The sequence below is a fragment of the Janthinobacterium paucivorans genome (assembly GCF_051380805.1).
Lineage (GTDB): Bacteria > Pseudomonadota > Gammaproteobacteria > Burkholderiales > Burkholderiaceae_D > Janthinobacterium > Janthinobacterium lividum_D.
In genome coordinates, this window is the sequence record NZ_JBNYXR010000001.1 from 647,760 (window position 1) to 666,484 (window position 18,725).

The 18,725-nt window shown below is 61.3% G+C and carries 16 protein-coding genes; 8 read left to right on the forward strand and 8 right to left on the reverse strand.

The window, feature by feature from the left end; translation table 11 throughout:
• Positions 1 to 15: 15 nt before the first annotated feature.
• The 8 genes from ACQ4V8_RS02935 to ACQ4V8_RS02970 all read right to left on the reverse strand — a co-directional run bounded on the left by ACQ4V8_RS02935 (position 16) and on the right by ACQ4V8_RS02970 (position 8,171).
• Positions 16 to 1,005, reverse strand: coding sequence for an NAD(P)/FAD-dependent oxidoreductase (locus ACQ4V8_RS02935; protein WP_010399696.1), 990 nt, complete (start codon positions 1,003 to 1,005; stop codon positions 16 to 18).
• Positions 1,006 to 1,229: 224 nt separating this feature from the next.
• Positions 1,230 to 2,204: a MerR family transcriptional regulator gene (locus ACQ4V8_RS02940; RefSeq protein WP_436570846.1), complete on the reverse strand. Its 975-nt coding sequence runs from the start codon at positions 2,202 to 2,204 to the stop codon at positions 1,230 to 1,232.
• A gap of 466 nt (positions 2,205 to 2,670) precedes the next feature.
• Positions 2,671 to 3,096 carry a BLUF domain-containing protein gene (locus ACQ4V8_RS02945; RefSeq protein WP_010399694.1) on the reverse strand — a complete coding sequence of 142 codons (426 nt, stop codon included), beginning with the start codon at positions 3,094 to 3,096 and terminating at the stop codon, positions 2,671 to 2,673.
• A gap of 22 nt (positions 3,097 to 3,118) precedes the next feature.
• Positions 3,119 to 3,823 carry a GTP cyclohydrolase I gene (folE, locus tag ACQ4V8_RS02950; protein ID WP_010399693.1) on the reverse strand — a complete coding sequence of 235 codons (705 nt, stop codon included), beginning with the start codon at positions 3,821 to 3,823 and terminating at the stop codon, positions 3,119 to 3,121.
• A gap of 231 nt (positions 3,824 to 4,054) precedes the next feature.
• The gene (locus tag ACQ4V8_RS02955) at positions 4,055 to 4,834 is read right to left on the reverse strand and encodes an SDR family NAD(P)-dependent oxidoreductase (protein ID WP_436570847.1); all 780 of its coding nucleotides are present in this window, start codon (positions 4,832 to 4,834) and stop codon (positions 4,055 to 4,057) included.
• A 78-nt stretch (positions 4,835 to 4,912) separates the two neighbouring features.
• A complete protein-coding gene (locus ACQ4V8_RS02960) occupies positions 4,913 to 6,118 on the reverse strand; it encodes a class I SAM-dependent methyltransferase (RefSeq protein ID WP_010399689.1) in 1,206 nt (401 codons plus the stop codon).
• Complete coding sequence (locus ACQ4V8_RS02965) at positions 6,115 to 6,891, reverse strand: DUF1365 domain-containing protein (RefSeq protein WP_436570848.1); 777 nt, start codon at positions 6,889 to 6,891, stop codon at positions 6,115 to 6,117. The genes ACQ4V8_RS02960 and ACQ4V8_RS02965 overlap by 4 nt, the downstream gene beginning before the upstream one ends.
• Positions 6,888 to 8,171: an NAD(P)/FAD-dependent oxidoreductase gene (locus tag ACQ4V8_RS02970; protein ID WP_436570849.1), complete on the reverse strand. Its 1,284-nt coding sequence runs from the start codon at positions 8,169 to 8,171 to the stop codon at positions 6,888 to 6,890. Before ACQ4V8_RS02970 ends, ACQ4V8_RS02965 begins: the two co-directional genes overlap by 4 nt.
• 95 nt (positions 8,172 to 8,266) lie before the next feature.
• Here ACQ4V8_RS02970 and ACQ4V8_RS02975 point away from each other — a divergent pair, with 95 nt between their 5' ends.
• The 8 genes from ACQ4V8_RS02975 (at position 8,267) to sppA (ending at position 18,621) form a co-directional block, all read left to right on the forward strand.
• On the forward strand, positions 8,267 to 8,872 hold the full coding sequence (locus tag ACQ4V8_RS02975; protein ID WP_029496535.1) for a TetR/AcrR family transcriptional regulator: 606 nt from the start codon (positions 8,267 to 8,269) through the stop codon (positions 8,870 to 8,872).
• A complete protein-coding gene (locus tag ACQ4V8_RS02980; protein ID WP_436570850.1) occupies positions 8,869 to 10,128 on the forward strand; it encodes an AMP-binding enzyme in 1,260 nt (419 codons plus the stop codon). The genes ACQ4V8_RS02975 and ACQ4V8_RS02980 overlap by 4 nt, the downstream gene beginning before the upstream one ends.
• A gap of 144 nt (positions 10,129 to 10,272) precedes the next feature.
• The gene (locus tag ACQ4V8_RS02985; RefSeq protein ID WP_436570851.1) at positions 10,273 to 10,662 is read left to right on the forward strand and encodes a phosphonate transporter; all 390 of its coding nucleotides are present in this window, start codon (positions 10,273 to 10,275) and stop codon (positions 10,660 to 10,662) included.
• Positions 10,659 to 12,020: a sensor domain-containing diguanylate cyclase gene (locus ACQ4V8_RS02990; RefSeq protein WP_010399673.1), complete on the forward strand. Its 1,362-nt coding sequence runs from the start codon at positions 10,659 to 10,661 to the stop codon at positions 12,018 to 12,020. The genes ACQ4V8_RS02985 and ACQ4V8_RS02990 overlap by 4 nt, the downstream gene beginning before the upstream one ends.
• On the forward strand, positions 12,010 to 13,758 hold the full coding sequence (locus ACQ4V8_RS02995; RefSeq protein WP_010399671.1) for a putative bifunctional diguanylate cyclase/phosphodiesterase: 1,749 nt from the start codon (positions 12,010 to 12,012) through the stop codon (positions 13,756 to 13,758). The genes ACQ4V8_RS02990 and ACQ4V8_RS02995 overlap by 11 nt, the downstream gene beginning before the upstream one ends.
• A gap of 123 nt (positions 13,759 to 13,881) precedes the next feature.
• Positions 13,882 to 15,099 carry a YeeE/YedE family protein gene (locus ACQ4V8_RS03000; RefSeq protein WP_436570852.1) on the forward strand — a complete coding sequence of 406 codons (1,218 nt, stop codon included), beginning with the start codon at positions 13,882 to 13,884 and terminating at the stop codon, positions 15,097 to 15,099.
• 93 nt (positions 15,100 to 15,192) lie between these two features.
• Positions 15,193 to 16,671: a sodium:solute symporter gene (locus tag ACQ4V8_RS03005; protein WP_070346830.1), complete on the forward strand. Its 1,479-nt coding sequence runs from the start codon at positions 15,193 to 15,195 to the stop codon at positions 16,669 to 16,671.
• Between the two features lie 75 nt (positions 16,672 to 16,746).
• On the forward strand, positions 16,747 to 18,621 hold the full coding sequence (gene sppA, locus ACQ4V8_RS03010; protein ID WP_070346829.1) for a signal peptide peptidase SppA: 1,875 nt from the start codon (positions 16,747 to 16,749) through the stop codon (positions 18,619 to 18,621).
• Positions 18,622 to 18,725: the final 104 nt, after the last annotated feature.

Here is an 18,725-nt window from a genome sequence, read left to right on the forward strand (position 1 = left end):
CCACGCGCGCCCCGCTCAAGCGGGGCGGGCGATGATGCGTTGCGCCAGTGCCTGGCCGCTAAGCCAGGCTGCCTCCACTGTGCCGCCATTGAGCCAATCGCCGCACATCCCCAGCCCTTGCGCTGCCTCCCACACGCAGACATCGTTACGCGCCTGCGGCGTACTGGCATAGCGCCAACGGTGCACGCTCCAGCGTTGCGGTACTTGCCCGCCCATACTGATGAAAGAGGCAAGCAGTTGTGCGGCAATGCTGTCGCCATCGAGTTCCATGTGCGCCTCGCTCCATTCCGCGCTGGCATGCAACAACCAGCTTTCGTGACCGTTACGGCCAGGCTTGGCGCTGTCGCGTGCCACCCAGCGCAGCGGACCGGCGTTGATGAAAGCGGCATTGAAGCCCAGCGCTAACGGCTGCGCATACTCCAGCATCATTGCCCAGCAGCCTGCCATGGTTGTCCCGGCCGCCAGCGCGGCCTGCTCTGGGGCCACCTGGCGCAGCAGTGGCACCGCTTGCGGCGCTGGCACCGCAAGCACTACCGCGTCATAGCGATCTGCCAGAGGCTGTGCATCTTGCGCCTGCAAGCGCCAAGCGCTGTCTTCACGTTGCAAGGCACTGATCGCAACCCCGGTGTGCAATGGCAGATCTGCAGCCAGCCAGCTGGCGATGGAGGACATGCGCGGCATGCCGACAAAGCGCTGTGCAGGAGTGTCGTCGCTGCCGCTGGCGCCGTCGGCAGCGGTGCTGGGCAATTGCAGATGCCATTGCCCAGCCACGCCGGCCTGTTCCCAGCGCGTCACTTCGGCGCGAAATTCAGGGTGGCGCGCGGTGAAGTACTGCGCGCCATGGTCGCATTGCCAACCGTCACCGCGTCGTGTGCTCATGCGACCGCCTGCGCCGCGACTTTTTTCAAACAGACTGACCTGCAGGCCTGCCTGGCGCAAGGTCGTGGCACAGGCCAGGCCGGCGATGCCGGCGCCAATGATGGCGATATGAGAAGCGTTAGTCATGGGATTTTTGGTAGTGGTTTGATCATGCTGCTCAGCGTCAGCCTTGCAGCCATGGAGTGGTGTGATTGCGTTCGCGTCAGCGCCAACTGCGCCCGCTCAGTGCGATTTGCGGCACCATTACGTGAAGGCGAGCGCAAGCCGAAGCTGTGCACACTGGGCTTTCATGCTGCTGTCGTGCGGCATAGTGCTTCTGCTTGCGCTCCTGATAGTGGACGATTTTTCGCTCATAGGCCCGCCGGCAAAGGCAGGCCCTCCGCCCGGGCAAGCTGCAATAGCGCGTCCTCCAGGACCATGCGGGCGGCGGCGGCGGCCTGCCCCAACTGCTCATGCAGTAGCGCGTCGTCCACATTGCGTACCGCGCATTGCGCGCTGTAGCGCTCGAAGCTGTTGATCATCAACAGGATTTCCGACATATGGCGCGGGCATTCACAGTGGACGGTACTGCTGGCCGCCGCCAGTTGCGCCAAAGCCTGATCGTCGAAGCGGCGCGGGGCAGGCGCTGCCGGGCGCCGCTGCGCAAGCTGAGCTTGCGCCAAGGGCAATGCCGGCAGTGCCGCTTGGCACAACAACACTATTTCCGCAACATCGCTGGGTGCGCGCGCAACCAGGCAGCCCTGGGTGCGCAACTGTCGTATGGTCGCGCTGGCACCGAAGCGGTACAACACCACCACCGCCATTCCCAGTGCTTGACGCAGCGCGCAAATCGTCGGCACCGCGCGCTCATCGAGTTCCGACATTTCCATCAGCAGCAGTTGCGCGCCGGTGGCAGGCCATGTTGCTGCCACATCGTCCAGATGTTGAAAGCTGGCGACGATATCGAGCGCAAGTAACTCTCGCCCGCCGACGGCCAGGCGTCGCGCCAAATCCGCGCCCATCAGTGCCACGCGCAGTGGCTGTACCGGCGCGCCAGGCTCCGGTGCCAATGCAAACTGGTCCAACTGTTCCAACTGCAGCTTCGCCAGCGCGCCTATCGGATGGCCCTGGTCGACCAGTTGCTTCATCAGCCGCAGCCGACGAACCTGAGCCTCGGAATATAAACGCTGGCCATGCGCGCTGCGGCCGGTGTCGGAGATGCCGTAACGACGCTCCCATACGCGCAAGGTTTCAACGGGCAAGCCAGCAAGTCTGGCAGCGACCCCGCTGCGGTATAGCACAGGCGGGCTATTGCCGGCAGGAAGAGGGAGTAAAGATTGCACCATAAAACGAACCGATACTGAACCTATAATGTCCAATTATATCGCGCAATTGGCTGTTAATTGAGGTGGCATCTCGAAGAAAGCGATACAAATCCGGTTCATCGCCGTTCGAGTGCCGAGCGAGGCGGGGGTAGACTCACATGAAGTGGTGTCAAATGCAACAGAAGTGGGCAATCAGCCGCCGCAAGCGGCTGATTGCTCGCCAGAGTCCGTGTATGGCAGGTGGCACATTGCCACCACTGCACCATCGACGCAATCGCCACCGCGTCTGATTGCGCCAGGGGCTAGTGCAAGCCCGGCATGAGTAGCGTCTGGGCCTGAGAAGTCAGACCGAGACGCATCTGATGCTCAGGCCCCAGTGCGCGAGCGCTGCGTTGATGCCCTGCACGCAGGCGCACCAGGTCTGGACTGCACAGACCGGCGGTGACGCAACTGCGCTGCTTGCGGGGGCGCCGCTGCAGCGTCGTCCTTATGCCCGACCCAGGACGGCGGCGCCAGCCATCAGCTCGTCGATCAGCGAGAGCGAACTTTCTCCGCCTAGCGCGAACGGATCGAACTCGGGCAGCATCGAGTAGCGCAGCACCGTGCCCGGGTTGAGCTTGTCGAGGTTGGTCTGGCCCATGGCCCAGCCAGCGTAGCGGCGCTGGCTAATTTCTTCGTAGCGCAGCAGTGTTACGCCGCGGTGTCGCGTATCGCTGAGTATGCGGGCATACAAGACGTTGACCTGTTCGCGTCCGCCTTCGATCAGCTGCAGGTAGAACCGTTCGCTGTGGCATAGCACGCCGGTGATGCCGCTCGGTGGATTGTGGCGACGAGATTGCTGCAGTATGGCGCCAATGGTTGCAGCATCGATAGTGTCTGCGGCGTGGCTGGCATAGAGTAAGCGGACGAGCATGGTAACTCCTTTGGATGGTATATCAGCGTTTGATCAGTGAGAGGAACTCGCGCCGCAGTGCGGCGTCCTTGAGAAAAGAACCGTGCATGACACTATTGATCATACGCGCATCATTGTCTTTCACGCCACGCCACTGCATGCAAAAGTGATCGGCTTCCATGATGATGGCCAAACCGTCCGGCTTGACCTTTTCCTGCAGCAGTTCTGCCAACTGGACCACGGCTTCTTCCTGGATCTGCGGGCGGCTCATGATCCATCCCGCCAGCCGTGCATATTTGGACAGGCCGATCAGGTTGGAGTGCTGGTTGGGCATCACGCCGATCCACACCTTGCCCATGACGGGGCACAAATGGTGCGAGCAGGCGCTGCGCACGGTGATCGGACCGATAATCATCAGCTCGTTCAGGTTGGCGGCATTGGGGAATTCCGTGACGGCAGGCGGTGCAATGTAACGTCCGCCGAACACTTCGAGCAAATACATCTTGGCGACGCGGCGCGCCGTATCTTGCGAGTTATGGTCGTTGGCGGTGTCGATTACCAGACTTTCCAGTACGCCCTGCATGCGCAGACTGACTTCGTCCAGCAGTTCATCCATTTCGCCCGCTTCGATGTAGTCGGCGATATTGTCGTTGGCGTGGAAGCGCACACCGTTATTCATCAAGCGGGCGCGTATGCGTTCTGACGCTGGCGTACCGGCGACACGGTAGGTAATTTGTTGATTATCCATGATAGAAGTCCTTGTTGTTAGTAATGCGCGGTAGTGTGCGCGGTATCGTTTATTCGAGTAGAGCGGGCTTGTGCTGGCAGACGCTGAAACACAGCACTGCGGCAAAGCTTGCCCACTTCAGGTGGGCCTATAGTAGCACCGCAGCGTGGCGGCCGTGCAGCATGCTGGCTGCCTGTCCCACCGTGTCTGGGGCAGGCGTGGCATGCCACGCCTGCGGCGGTTCGGTAGCATTCATTGCGCCGGCAAGATACGGGAGATTACGGCGAAGCGCCAACGGTAAGGCAGCCAGCGCAGCAGCTTGAGCACCAGCGTGAAGCGCTTCGGAAAATGAATCTCGAACTGCCCGGCCGCCAGCCCTTGCCGGATCGCCTTGGCGGCCGCCTGCGGTGTTTGCAGCGCAGGCATGGCGAAGGTGTTCTGCGCCGTCAGGGGTGTCTGCACGAAGCCGGGATTAATCAGGTAGACGTCGAGCCCGCGCGGCTGCAGGTCAAGGTAAAGCAGTTCCGCCAGGTTGATCAGCGCGGCCTTGCTGGGGCCATACACGCTGGCATTGGGCAGGCCGATGTAACCGGCGACGCTGGCGATGATGGCGATGCCGCCGCTGCCGCGCATCAGCATCGTCGGCAGCACCGCCGCCAGACCCGTGTAGACGCTGCCCAGGTTCACGGCCAGCGTGTGGGCTGCGCCCTCTGGCCTGACTTCCCAGCTGCGTTCCGGCTGATAGGCTGCGGCGCAGAACACGATCAAGTCCACGCCACCCATCTGTTCGCACAGTTCCTGGTGGCGTTCGCGCCAGGCATCCTGGTTCAGGATATCGAAGGGCGCGACGATGGCTTGCGGGTGTCCGTTGGCCACCTCTTGCAGCAGCTCGGAACGGCGTGCTGACACAGCCACGCGTGCGCCTGCCTGCAGCAATTGCTCTGCCAGCGCTGCGCCGATGCCGCTCGATGCGCCAACGAGCCAGACGCGCCGGCCCGCCCATGTACTGATGGGTCGGTTCAAGGGACGCACGTGCGCCTCCCCGATATCAGCACGGTCACAATGGGCCGCCGCGCGAAAACCGGGCCGACCGAGCATGGCCGGGCGGGACTAGGCCTTCTGGAGCAGGAATTGGATAACATCGGTTCGTCCCTCGTCAAAGGCAGCTTCGCAATAGGCGAAGTACATATGCCAGATGCGCATAAAGTGTTCATCGAAGCCCAGGCCTGTGATTTGCGGATGGTGCAAGCGGCAGCGGGCATCCCAGCGGCGCAGCGTTTCGGCGTAGTCGCGGCCGAAGGCGTGGCGTTCGACCGGGCGCAGGCCGCAAAGTGCTGCCTGGCGTTCAAAACGTTCCACGCTGGGCAGCATTCCCCCAGGAAAAATGTACTGCTGAATGAAATCGGTGCTGCTGCGGTAGCGCGCAAAATGCTGTTCGCCGATGGTGATGGACTGTATCAACGCCTGCGCGCCGGGCTTGAGCCGTGCCGTGACGGTGTGGAAATACTGCGGCCAGTACTGCTCGCCCACGGCCTCGAACATTTCAATCGACACCACGGCGTCGTACTCGCCACGCAGGTCGCGGTAGTCGCACAGCTCAAGCTGTACCCGCTCGCTCAGTCCCAGCGCTTGTATGCGGCGCTGCGCCACCTCGAGCTGCGACGGTGAAATCGTCACGCCATGCACGTCGATGCCTTGCTGCCCGGCATGCTCAGCAAAGCCGCCCCAGCCGCAGCCGATTTCCAGCACGCTCTGGCCTGGCTTTAGTTGGAGGACGTCGATAATGCGCTGGTACTTGCGCCGCTGCGCTTCCTGCAGCGTCAGCTGGTAGTCGCCGTCGAACAGTGCGCTCGAGTACGTCCAGCTGGGATCGAGCCAGAGCTGGTAGAAGTCGTTGCCGATGTCGTAATGCGCGTGGATATTGCGCTCGCTGCCCTTGCGCGTATTGGGGCGCAGCCAGTGCCGCAGCCGGTACCAGCAGCGCGCCAGCGCACCGCCGAACACCAAATGGTCGAGCGCCGCTTCGTTGCGCAGCGCCAGGCGCAGCAGCGCTGTCAGGTCGGGCGTGCTGGCCCAGCCAGCTGCATACGCTTCGGCAAAGCCGATGTCACCGGCGCGCAGGATGCGCTGGCAGGCACGCCAGTCGTGCAGTCGCAGCGTCGCGCCCGGCGATGCATGGGCATCGCCGAACACCACGCGTGTATTGCAGGGGGTGATCAGTTCCAGGTGTCCGTGGCTGATATTGTTCAGTAGGCTAAGAAATAGCCGGGCGCCGGCCGGTGCGGACAGCTTGACGGTGGATAAGGTGCGATTCATCGGGCAGTCTCCTGGTGCACGGTGGTTTGATGGATGGGGGCAGGTGGCTTGCTGAAAAATGGCACGTGCTTGAGCCAGAGCCGCAACGCTTGCCAGTGTATGCGCAACATGATGCCCAGCCCCAATAGTGGATAGCGCAGCAGGGCGCCAGCCAATGCGCTGTCGCTCATCGGCATGGCACGGCCGCTCAGTGCGGTGCGCAGCAGCACGCCATCATCGTCGTGATAGTCGAGCTCGGTGCAATGGCTGGCACCGCCCAGGCGGAAGCGAAAGCGGTAGTGTCCGCTCACCTCGCAGAACGGTGACACGTGCATCTGCTTGTCGGCAGTGGCGGTGGACGGGCCACCGGCCGTATCGGCGATGCGCAGCAGGTAGCGGTGGCTTTCGCCGAAGGTGTTGTTAACCTCAGCCAGCACGGCGCGCAGCTGGCCAGCCGTGTCGTAGCAATGCCAGAAACTGACGGGATTGAACACATAGCCAGCGACGCGGGGAAAGGTTTGCAGCCAGATTTCACCGTCGGCATCGATGTGGTGCTCGCGTAGCAGTGTGCGCATCCATTGTTCCAGGCTGGAGCCATCGCGCGGGCCATGGTCGCGCCGGCGTATCGACAGCGGCCGCCAGCGGTCCACGCCGAACCAGCGCGACTGGCATTCGTCCAGCCGGGCCAGGTTCAAACGTACATAAAACAGCGGATAGACGAAGCGGTGCGGCACCGGACGCAGGCGCGCATGCGTCACATGGCCGTGCAACAGCTGGGCGGCAGGCTGCTTCATGGCAGCACATTCCATGTCGGTGCCGTGTCGAAGGCTGCAGCGATGCGCAGTGCCGATTTCAAGCCGTCTTCGTGGAAGCCATAACCGGTCCAGGCACCGGCGAACCAGGCGCCGTCCTTGCCCTGGATCTGCGCCAACTGCTGCTGCGCGCGCACAGTAGCGAGGTCCATCACCGGGTGGGCGTAGTTGAACTTGGCCAGCAGTGTGTTCTCGGCCGGCAAGGTGTGCGGATTGAGCGTCACGATCACCGGTGTCTCGAACGGCAGTGCCTGCAGCTGGTTCAGCCAGTAGCTCACGCACACGGGGCGCTGTCCGTCCGCCTGCGCGCCTGCAAGGTAGTTCCAGGCCGACCAGACCTTGCGTCGCCGTGGCATCAGATTTGCGTCCGTGTGCAGGTAGGCCGTATTGGGCTGGTAGCGCACGCCGCCGAGGATGGCGCGCTCTGTCTGGCTGGCGTCTTGCAACATGGCCAGCGTGGTCGGCGCGTGGGTAGCGAACACGACAGCGTCGAATGGCTCGGCGTCCGCGCTGCTGCTGCACACCTGCATGCTGCCCGCGCTGCGCCGCACGCCCAGTACGGGCGTGTTCAGGCGCACGTCAGGCAGCGTGGCGGCGATCTTGTCGACATAGTTGCGCGCTCCGCCTGCGACCGTGCGCCACTGCGGGCGGCCGTTGACCTGCAACAGGCCGTGGTTGAGACAGAAACGCAAAAAAGTCGCTGCCGGAAATTGCAGGATATCGCGTGGCGAACTGGACCAGATTGCCGCCGCCATCGGCAGCAAGTAGGCATCGCGGAAGCGCGCGCCATAGCCCTCCTGCTGCAGAAGCTGTCCCAGCGTCAGCGCGGTCTGGATTGCGCTTTGTAAAAAGCGCTCCGCGTTGCGGTTGAAATGCAGGATGTCCCATAGCATGCGCAGGAAGCTCGGCGAGCCCGCGTTGGTGCGCTGTGCGAACACGCTGTCGAGGCTGGTGCCTGCCCATTCCAGCGCTCCGCCGTCGACCGACATGCCGAACGACATGTCGCTGGCGATGCTGTCGACGCCGAGTTCCTCAAACAGCGACACAAGGTTGGGATAGGTATGCTCGTTAAAGACCAGGAAGCCCGTGTCGACGCCATGGCAGCGTCCTTCCAGTGTCACGTCCACGGTGTTGGTGTGGCCGCCAAGATAGTCGGCGGCTTCGAACAGCACGACGTCGTGCTTGCGGTTGAGAAAATAGGCGCTGGCCAGGCCTGAAATGCCGGAGCCGATGATGGCGATACGTTTGCGTGGCGGATTCATGTAGTTTTGCTTGGTATACTGACCGTTTTGTACTGGTATGCTAATATTACTACCATCAAACAACAAAAGCTACTAATTAGTATCTAAATTTACCAATGAGTATCCTCCCAAGACTAAGCTTTAAAAATCAAGCATTTAAGCTGCGTGAGAACGCAATCCTCGATGCCGCGACGGCGGTGCTGAGCCAAAAAGGCTATGACTTGATGACCATGGATGACGTCGCCGGCACGGTAGGCATCTCCAAACCGAGCCTTTACAAGCACTTTAAGTCCAAGGAAGAGCTGGTCGGTGAGGCGCTGATACGCCTGCTCGATGGCGCCCTCGATTATGTCGCCGCGCTAGATAGCTCACTTAGTGCCGTGCAGAAATTGTCGTCCCTGCTCGAGTGGGCGCTGCGGGTGCGCCTGGGCGGCGGCTTGCCGTTCTTGCCATCGAGCAGCCCGCATGTGCGCGATATGTTGATCCGCAATGTGAAGTACATGCTGCGAGTCATGAAACTGAACCGGCAGCTGGAGGCTTTGGTCAAGCTGGCGCAGCAGGCGGGGCAATTGAACCCGGAACTACCTACCGACGTTATATTGTTCAGCTATTACGCTCGCACCTGTGACCCTGCGGTCGAGTACTTGCAGAAATACAGCAAGATGGCGCCTGATGATATTGTGCGCCATATGCTCAAAGTAGCGCTTGAAGGCTTGGCGTGAATCAGACTCAAACACCATACCCGCCCTGCGTCAACTGGTGGCACGACGGCGCGTTGCTGCGCCGTTTTGTGTCGGACTTCATGCATGCTGAATTGAGCATGATGCGCCGTGGGCGCGCAGGTTTGCCGTCGTTGCCGTGGCCGCAAAGCTGGCAACTGGAAGCTGATTTGGGTGTCGATTCACTCGAACGCCATGCCCTGGCGACGGCGCTGTCCGCCTGCTTGCATCTGCACCAGAGTGGTGCTGACCAGGCGTTGCTCGAGTGCGTGACGCTGGAACAGTGGATCGCCTGCGCGCGCAAGGGCCTCGACCATTACAGCGCCGAGTTGAGCTTTAAAACCTCAGGCAGCAGCGGCGTGCCCAAAAGCTGCCCCCACATACTCGACATGCTATGGCAAGAGGCGTGCTTTTTTGCAGCGCAATTCGGCCATGCGCGGCGCATCGTGTATGCCGTTCCTGCGCATCATATTTACGGCTTCCTGTTCAGTGTGCTGCTGCCACTGGCACTGGCCCCCGCGCGCGCCGCGCTTGTCGATGCCAGAAACATGCTGCCGATGCAGTTGATCGCGCAGGCCGCAGACGGGGACGTGATTATCGGCTATCCTGAACTGTGGGCCGCCGTTGCGCGACAAGCGCCAAGCTGGCCTGCTGGTGTGACGGGCGTGACGTCGACTGCGCCATGCCCGCGCGACGTGGCGCTGCAACTGACGGCGTCCGGCTTGTTGCTGGCCGAAATATACGGTAGCAGCGAAAGCGCAGGGGTAGGCTGGCGCAGCGATGCGCGCCAGCCTTATGTTTTGCTGCCCTACTGGCGTCGCGGCGAGGCTGGCGATACTTTGCTGCGCCAGGCGTCGAACGGCAGCGAGCTGCGCTGCGACTGCCAGGACCAGATCGACTGGCACGGCGAGCATAGTTTCGTCCCAGTGGGCCGGCATGACCAGGCAGTGCAGGTCGGTGGTACGAACGTTTATCCGGCGCAGGTGGCACAGGTGCTCAAGCGCCATCCTGGCGTCAGCGAGGCCCATGTGCGGCTGATGCGCGCGGACGAAGGGCAGCGGCTGAAGGCCTTCGTGGTGGCCGCGCACCTCGGCGGTGCCGAGTGCCTGCCGGATCAGCTGGTGGCCTGGGTCAGGCAGCGCTTGCCGCCTGCGGCGCGTCCGGTATCGTTCACCATCGGCGCCGCTCTGCCGATGAACCGGCAGGGCAAGCTCATCGACTGGATCATCAGCGATGGCCCTGGGGTAGGCGAACCGTAGAGAGATGGATATGCGTGATGGACAAGTGTGATGGACTCGCAATGCTTGTATGGACGCGCTGCCGGGTGAGGCTTGGAGACCCGCAGTAGCTTGATTAACACGACAACAGAGATCCTCTTGCGATCCGTACAGGAGTTGCTAACAATGAATATGCATACAGAAATACAGTTTGACCAGCCTGGCATCATCATGCTGCTGGAAACGGCAGAGGAAGCGGCGCTCAATGCGTTCGGCTTCGGTGTTATCGGCTTTGGGCGCGATGGCCGGGTACAGCGCTATAACACCTTCGAATCGAAGGCGGCGGGACTCAGCGTCGAGCGCGTGCTGCAGCAGGATCTGTTCATGGTGGTCGCGCCATGCATGAACAATTTCCTGGTCGCGCAGCGCTTTGCGGACGCGTATGAAAGCGGGCAAGTGCTCGACGATACGATCAGCTACGTGCTGACACTGCGCATGCGGCCCACGAGGGTCAAGCTGCGCTTGCTGGCGGATCCAGCGGCCGATCTATCCTACGTCCTGGTGCATCGCTTATGAGTAGCGTCATCAATTCGACGGAGTCCGAGGAGTACGAGGCACTGCTGCAGTTTCTGTACATGGCGCCGGTTGGCCTGGTTCAAATTTCTTCAGACGGTACCATCATCATGCTCAATCCGCTATCGGCCCAGCTGTTGATGCCGCTGAGCCAGGATGGCGAGTTGACCAACCTGTTCGATGCGCTCGCACCGGTTGCGCCAGACCTGCAGTTGCAGTGCAGTCAGTTTGCTGCAAGCTATGGCCAAATCTGTGACGCAACTCGGCTATACCTGCACGCGGACGACGCCGCCAACGGGCCGCAGGTGCTATCGCTGAGTATGCTCAAGCTCGATGAGGAGCGGTTGATGGCAGTGCTCAACGACATCACCTTGCAAGACAGGCGCGAACGGCAGCTGCGCAAGACCGACGCTTGGCTTAACGCGATCATGACCAATATTGCCGACTACGCCTTGGTTAGCCTGGACAAGCAAGGCCGCATCGAGTCCTGGAATGAAAGCATTGCGCGTGTCACTGGCCATGCGCCTGGCGTCAAAGGGCAGCCCTATGCAATTTTCTACCCCGCCGGAGCGACCACGCAAGAGCAGCAAATGGAGCGTTTGCGGGAGGCAGACGAGAACGGCTGGACGCTGCATGAAGGCGCGCGGCTACGTGCCGATGGCCACGAATTCTGGGGTAGTTCGATGATTTCACCATTGCCTGCCCGTATCGAAGAGAACGCAGAGCCTTGCGAGCTGAGCGATGAAGAACCTGCCTATTGCATGATCATCCGGGATATTTCAGATAAGCGTGATGTCAGCGAGAATCTGCGCAAGGCAGCTTATTGCGACCATCTTACCGGCCTGTCAAATCGCCGGGCTTTTTTCGAGGCTGCCGATCTGGAGTTGCTGCGCCGCAATAACGCATTGCGGCCGTTGTCGCTGATCATGCTCGATGCCGACCATTTTAAGGCGATCAACGACCAATACGGTCATCCGGCGGGCGATGCGGTACTGTGCCATCTGGCGGCCACGATGAAGAGCGTATGCCGCCAGATTGACATACTGGCGCGCATCGGAGGCGAGGAATTTGCGGTGATTTTACCGTCTGTGAATTTGGCCGATGTCATGGCGGTAGCGGAGCGCTTAAGGAAGCAAGTTCAACTCATTCCCGCCATGTATGAACAGCATGTCATCGCATACACTATCAGCATCGGCGTTGCGGTAATGGACGATAGTGTGAGCGGATTCGACGCACTGATGAAACGCGCCGATCAAGCCTTGTATGCGGCGAAACGCGCAGGTCGAAACCGCGTCGTATGCCTGGACGCTGAGGCAGCGCATTTTCCCGCACAGCAGACAGGAGTGGGTCATGAGTGGTGAGCAGGATAGTGCCTATGAGTCTTTAGTACAGTTTTTGTATCGTGCTCCTGTTGCGCTCATACAGCTGCAAAAAGATGGCAGTATCGAGATGCTCAACCCAATGGCCGCGCAATTGTTAATGCCGCTGTCTGCCGATGGCGATCTGGTCAATTTATTTCAGGTACTACAGCCGTATGCGCCGGGCCTGCTGCGCCTGTGCGCTAACTTCAAGCCCGAGCAAGGATTGATCTGCGAGGGGATGAGGATCGCGGTCAATGAGCATCAGCGACAGCATCCGGAAAGTCCTGCAGTATTGTCACTGGGCTTGCTGAAAGTCGATGGCAATCGCTTGATGGCCATAGTGATGGACGCTACGCATGAGGTGGTGCGAGAGCAACGACTGCTGGCTAGTCGTCTGGCAAGTGCCGCAAAGCTTGATACCTTGACACAGTTGCCAAACCGCGCAGGTGCGCTCGAATTGTTATCCACGATGACGCAGCGCGCACGTGCGCCGAGCGGCGATTATTGCGCTGTATTGTTCATTAACTTTGATCGCTTCAAGCAGATTAATGACACCTTGGGCAACGAGGTCGGAGATCAGGTCATTGTCCTTGTGGCGGAACGCCTGAGCACTAATCTGAGATCGAGCAGCCGGCCACCTGGAAGCCGCACTTCGACTGAGCTGATAGCCAGAGTCGGCGGCGACGAGTTCGCTGTGCTATTGGATGGCGTCACTGAGCGTGGCGTCGTATCAGCCATTGCCGCGCGCTTGCTTGAGCGCCTGAGCAAACCGTACATGATAGGCAGTCATGAGATCACATGCACCTTCAGCGCCGGCATCGTGGTGCTGAACTCAGAAGCGCATGATGCCGATGATCTGCTGCGTGACGCTGCGATAGCGATGGCCATCGCCAAGGCTGGAGGAGGCGACCGTTTTGCGATATTTCGCCAGCAGATGCGCGAGGATGCGCTGTTGCGCGGCGGCTTGGAAAGCGATCTCCGGTATGCCATAGAGCGCGGTGAATTATACAATTTGTATCAGCCTGTGGTCCGACTCTTGGCGGACGGTAAAGTTGACCCGACAGCAGGCGTCGAAGCCCTGGTAAGGTGGCAACATCCGGTGCGCGGAGTAGTCGGTCCCGTGGAATTCATCGGTATCGCCGAGGACTGTGGCTTGATTGGCGCCATCGGTGAAAAAGTGTTGGAAAGGGCATGCCGCGATTTTGTACGCTGGAAGCAGCGCTTGGGAGCGCGCGCGCCGCGCTTGCTGGCAGTCAATTTATCGCGCGCGCAACTGAGCCAAGACGATTTGTGCGACAAGGTGAGCGCCATTCTTGCGGCCAGCGGCATGGAGCCAGATAAATTGCAGTTGGAAATTACCGAGAGTTTGGCGGCGCAGGGAAAAGACATCCAAGAACAGTTGCTTCGCCTGAAAGCGCTGGGAGTCAAGCTGGCCCTCGATGATTTTGGAACCGGTTATTCCTCGCTATCAAGCTTGCACTTGTTACCCGTCGATACCGTCAAGATTGATCGTTCATTTGTTACCTTGGCCGGTACCAGCCGCCATCATGAAGTGTTAATAGAAGCGACGGTGAAAGTGGCGCGTAGCCTGGGCATGAATACCGTCGCGGAAGGAATCGAGACGCAACAGCAAGCAGCCGTGGTGTACGCCCAGGGATGCGACAAGGGCCAGGGCTATCTGTATAGCCGGCCGATCACTGGAGAGGCAATTGAGGAATGGTTAAGCAACATCGCCTAGCTTGAAAAGTCCCACGTGCCAACGGGCAATCTCAGGCCCCGCGCGTGCCGCAGCGTGCCGGCTGGCAGAAAGCAGCAAAAAGGGCGAAAATAGGGCTTACCTTCCTCTCGTCCTCATTCTCCCATGTCCGATACTGCAACTTCCCCCCTGCGCCTGCGCGCCGATATCAATCCGAAACCACTGGGCCTTGCCCTGCTGCTCATCGTGCTGGGCGCGTGGTATCTGGCGCAGACGGTAGGCGCCACCCAATGCGCGCTGTATGTGGTGGGTGCCTTGCTCGGCATGACGCTGTATCACGCGGCCTTCGGCTTTACCTCGGCCTGGCGCGTCTTTATTGCCGATGGCCGCGGCGATGGCTTGCGCGCGCAAATGTTGATGCTGGCCGTGGGCGTGGCGTTGTTTTTTCCTGCGCTGTCGGCCGGTAGCCTGTTCGGCACGCCCGTCGCGGGCCTCGTCGCGCCGGCCGGCACTTCGGTGATCGTCGGCGCCTTCATCTTCGGCATCGGCATGCAACTGGGCGGTGGTTGCGCCTCCGGCACCCTCTACACGGTCGGTGGTGGCAGCACGCGCATGCTCATCACGCTGGCCGCCTTCATCGTCGGCTCCGTGATCGGTACGGCGCACATGCCATTTTGGACCTCGCTGCCCCAGCTCAAGCCCATTTCCCTGGTGACGACCCTGGGCCTGCTGCCCGCGCTGGCGCTGAACTGGATCGTTTTCGCGCTGATCGCCGGCATTACGGTGCTGGTTGAAAAACGTCGCCATGGCAAGCTCGTCGCGACACCCGTGCGGCCTGCGCAAGCGTCGCCCTGGCTGCATGGCCCCTGGCCTTTGGTGGCGGGCGCCATCGCGCTCGTGGTGCTGAACTTCGCCACCCTGGCGCTGTCGGGCAAGCCGTGGGGCGTGACGTCTGCGTTTGCCCTGTGGGGCGCGAAAGCGGCAGCCGTGGTCGGCATCGACACGGCCAGTTGGGCTTACTGGTCCACCAAGGCCAACGCCGCCGCCCTGGCCGCGCCTTTGATGCAAGACAAGACTTCCGTGATGGATATCGGCATCGTGCTGGGCGCCATGCTGGCGGCGGCGCTGGCCGGTCGCTATGCACCCGTGTGGCGCATCGCGCTGCGCTCGATCGTCGCTGCCGTCGTCGGCGGCTTGCTGCTCGGCTATGGCGCGCGCCTGGCCTACGGCTGCAATATCGGCGCGTATTTCAGCGGCATCGTCTCGGGCAGCTTGCACGGCTGGCTGTGGCTGGTGTGCGCTTTTCTGGGCAACGTCGTCGGCACGCGCTTGCGTCCGTGGTTCGGGCTGGAAGTGGAGCGCGTGAAAGCGGGCGGCTGTTGATGCCGGATTGACTGGGGGCATGGCTGTGCGCTTTGCTGTACGCTTTGCTGTATATTCCTGCCCCTGTTCATCTTTACCGCCAGCGCAACGCCCATGTCCCCAGTCATCCTGTTTGCCGTCGTCCTCGCGTATTTTCTGATCTTGCTGGGCGTAGCATGGCGCACTTCGCGCCACGCCACCAACGAGAGTTTTTTCATCGGCAACAAGGATAGCCACTGGATGCTGGTTGCCTTCGGCATGGTTGGCACCACGCTCACGGGCGTCACCTTCATCAGCGTGCCGGGCGCCGTGGGGAGCAACGGTTTTGGCTACGTGCAGCTGATGATAGGCTATGTGCTCGGCTACCTGGCCGTCACTTTCATTTTGCTGCCGCTGTACTACCGGCTGCAGCTCACTTCCATTTACCGCTACCTGGAATTGCGCCTGGGCCGCCGTTCCTACCAGAGCGGGGCGGCATTTTTCATCCTCTCGCGTCTGCTGGGTGCTACGGCGCGCTTGTATCTGGTGGTCAATATTTTGCAGGTAAGCATCCTCGACAGCTTCGGCGTGCCGTTCTGGCTGACTGCGTGCGTCGTGCTGCTGCTGATCGTGCTCTATACGCTTGAGGGCGGTGTCAAAACCATCGTCTGGACCGATACCCTGCAAACGGCCTGCATGCTGGCAGGGCTGGTGATTTGCAGCGTGTTTTTGCTGCGTGAAATGCACCTGTCCCTCATCGACAGTCTCGAACAGATGCGCGCGCAAGGCCTGACGCGCATCTTCAACGTCGACCCGGACAGCCCCGCCTATGTGTGGAAGCACATCGTGGCCGGCATGTTCATCACCATCGCCATGACGGGCATGGACCAGGAAATGATGCAAAAGAACATTTCCGTGCGCACCTTGCGCGACTCGCAAAAAAATATGCTCAGCCTGACCGTGGTGCTCACTGGCGTACTGCTGCTATTCCTGTTCCTCGGCGGGCTTTTACATCTGTACGCGCCGCTGGCCGGCGTGACGGCCACGGGCGATAAATTGTTCCCGGCCGTGGTGCTCGGGCATTTCCCCGCCGTGGTGCAGCTGATTTTCTTTATCGCCCTCATTTCCGCCCTGTTTCCCAGCGTGGATGGGGCGCTGACGGCGCTCACCTCCACCTTCTGCATCGATATCTTGGGCGTGCAGCGCAGGCCGGAATTGAGTGCGGCGGCGCAGATGCGCTGGCGCCGCCGCGTTCACCTGGGGTTTTCCGCACTGTTCTTGACCCTCATCATGGCCTTCAAGTGGATCGACAGCCCCAGCATGATCGTCGTCATCCTGAAGCTGGCCAGCTATACCTATGGCCCGCTGCTGGGCTTGTTCGCCTTCGGCCTGCTGTGCAAACGCGGCGTGCGTGAGCGCTGGGTGCCGCTGGCGGTCTTGGCGGGGCCGCTGCTGTGCGCGCTGCTCGAAGGGGGGCAGGCGCGCCTGTTTGAACATTACCGTATCGGCCTGGAATTGCTGATCCTGAATGGCGCCCTGGTACTGTGCGCCCTGTTCCTCATTTCCACGCCGCCATCGCCAGCGGGTTCGCGTGCGGCAGACTTGTCAAAATAAGACGAATCCCAAGACGATCGCGGCCATTTTCAGCTATATTGATTTCCTTTCGGTACCTAACCCCACGGAGTATCAATGTCACTCAATCCCTTCCCGCCGCTGCGTCGCGGCTTTGGCGCATTCTGGCGCGCGCTCGACGCCACCCGCCGCACGGTCATCAACCTGATTTTCCTGCTGATCGTCATCGCCATCCTGATCGCCATCTTTGGCGGCGGCGCCAAGCCGCTGGCAGAAAAGACCACCCTGGTGCTGGACTTGCAAGGCCCGCTGGTCGAAGAAACGCCGGGCGGTGTGCGCGAAGCGGTGCTGGCCAATGTCAGTGGCGAAGCCAAGAAAAGCGTGCAGCTGCGCGACGTGCTGGCGGTTCTTGACACAGCATCGAAGGACAAGCACATCGGTTCCATGGTGATCCTGCTCGACGAGCTGCAGGGCGGTGGCCTGGCGTCGCTGCGCGAAGTGGCGGCCGGCGTGGAGCGTTTCCGCGCCACGGGCAAGAAAGTCACGGCCTGGGGTTCGAGCTACAACCAGCGCCAGTACCTGGTGGCGGCCAAGGCCGACGAGGTGTATCTGCATCCGATGGGCGGCGTCTTGCTGGAAGGCTTTGGTCGTTATCGCAATTACTACCGCGATGCGCTCGACAAGGTTGGCGTGACGGTCAACCTGCTGAAAGTGGGCACCTACAAGAGTGCGGCCGAGCCTTTCATCGCCAACGGCCCGTCCGAAGCGGCCGCCGAAGCGGACCGCTACCTGAACAATGGCTTGTGGACGACCTACACGGCGGACGTGGAAAAGGCGCGCAAGCTGCCGGCCGGCGCCATCATGCAGTCGATCGACAATCTGCCTGCCTTGATGACGGCGGCCGGCGGCGACTTGGGCAAGCTGTCGCTCAACGCCAAGCTGGTTGACGGCCTGAAAACGCGCGATGAACTGCGCCAGTTCATGATGGCGCGCGGTGCGAAGAATACCGAAGGCACGAGCTTTCGCCAGATCAATTACACCGATTACCTGGCGCGATTGCGCCCCGTGCATATCGGCGACGCTGTCGGCGTGGTCATCGCTTCCGGTGAAATCGGCGACGGCATCGCGCCACCGGGCGCCATCGGCGGCCTGTCCACCTCGCGCCTGATCCGCCAGGCACGCGAAGACAAATCGATCAAGGCCATCGTGCTGCGCGTCGATTCGCCGGGTGGCAGCGCCTTCGGCTCGGAACTGATCCGTCGCGAACTGGAACTGACGCGCGCCGCCGGCAAACCGGTGGTCGTCTCGATGGGTAACGTGGCCGCTTCGGGCGGCTACTGGATCAGCACCTCGTCCGATGAAGTGATCGCCGACGCGGCCACCATCACCGGTTCCATCGGCGTGTTCGCGATTTTGCCGACGGCCGACAAGGTAGTGGAAAAGCTGGGCATCCACACAGCCGGTTCGCCTACCACCTGGCTGGCCGATGCAGGCAACCCTTTGCGTCCGCTCGATCCGCGTTTTGCACAAGTGATCCAGGGTTCGATTAACCACGTGTATGGCGATTTCCTGAACCTGGCCGCCAAGGCGCGCAAAAGCACGCCGGAAAAGATCAATGAAGTGGCGCAGGGCCGCGTCTGGACAGGCTTGCAGGCGAAAGAGCGCAACCTGGTCGACCGTATCGGCAGCTACGGCGATGCACTGGCATCGGCGGCCAAGCGGGCCAAGCTGGGCAGCGACTACCGCGTGACCTACCTGGAGCAGGAAACGTCGAACGTGGACCGCCTGATCGGCATGTTCGGCTCCAAAGCCATGGCCACCCTGGGGCTGGGCGAGCACGTGAAGCTGGGCCTTGCCACGACCGGCTTGCCGGCCGACGCGGCGCTGGGCATGGCGCAGGACCTCTCCTGGCTGTCGGGCATCACGCGCGAGCACAAGCCGTTCATGGCCCTCACGCATTGCCTGTGCGAGGTGCCCCTGGGCGGCAAATAAGGCCTGAGCAAAGCGTCTGCGCAGGCGACGATTTTGCCAGGTCTTATTTGGCCTTATTTAGCTTTATTCTGCCATATCTGACACCCCCAAGCCGGCTTCGCCCG

Bases quoted from the DNA above. Each gene is read 5' to 3' on its own strand.
- ACQ4V8_RS02965 (WP_436570848.1), bottom strand. From the start codon at position 6,891: ATGAAGCAGCCTGCCGCCCAGCTGTTGCACGGCCATGTGACGCATGCG.
- ACQ4V8_RS02990 (WP_010399673.1), top strand. From the start codon at position 10,659: ATGAGTAGCGTCATCAATTCGACGGAGTCCGAGGAGTACGAGGCACTG.
- ACQ4V8_RS02960 (WP_010399689.1), bottom strand. From the start codon at position 6,118: ATGAATCGCACCTTATCCACCGTCAAGCTGTCCGCACCGGCCGGCGCC.
- ACQ4V8_RS02940 (WP_436570846.1), bottom strand. From the start codon at position 2,204: ATGGTGCAATCTTTACTCCCTCTTCCTGCCGGCAATAGCCCGCCTGTG.
- ACQ4V8_RS02945 (WP_010399694.1), bottom strand. From the start codon at position 3,096: ATGCTCGTCCGCTTACTCTATGCCAGCCACGCCGCAGACACTATCGAT.
- ACQ4V8_RS02975 (WP_029496535.1), top strand. From the start codon at position 8,267: ATGAGTATCCTCCCAAGACTAAGCTTTAAAAATCAAGCATTTAAGCTG.
- ACQ4V8_RS02985 (WP_436570851.1), top strand. From the start codon at position 10,273: ATGAATATGCATACAGAAATACAGTTTGACCAGCCTGGCATCATCATG.
- ACQ4V8_RS02935 (WP_010399696.1), bottom strand. From the start codon at position 1,005: ATGACTAACGCTTCTCATATCGCCATCATTGGCGCCGGCATCGCCGGC.
- ACQ4V8_RS02970 (WP_436570849.1), bottom strand. From the start codon at position 8,171: ATGAATCCGCCACGCAAACGTATCGCCATCATCGGCTCCGGCATTTCA.
- ACQ4V8_RS03005 (WP_070346830.1), top strand. From the start codon at position 15,193: ATGTCCCCAGTCATCCTGTTTGCCGTCGTCCTCGCGTATTTTCTGATC.
- ACQ4V8_RS03000 (WP_436570852.1), top strand. From the start codon at position 13,882: ATGTCCGATACTGCAACTTCCCCCCTGCGCCTGCGCGCCGATATCAAT.
- folE (WP_010399693.1), bottom strand. From the start codon at position 3,823: ATGGATAATCAACAAATTACCTACCGTGTCGCCGGTACGCCAGCGTCA.
- ACQ4V8_RS02995 (WP_010399671.1), top strand. From the start codon at position 12,010: ATGAGTGGTGAGCAGGATAGTGCCTATGAGTCTTTAGTACAGTTTTTG.
- sppA (WP_070346829.1), top strand. From the start codon at position 16,747: ATGTCACTCAATCCCTTCCCGCCGCTGCGTCGCGGCTTTGGCGCATTC.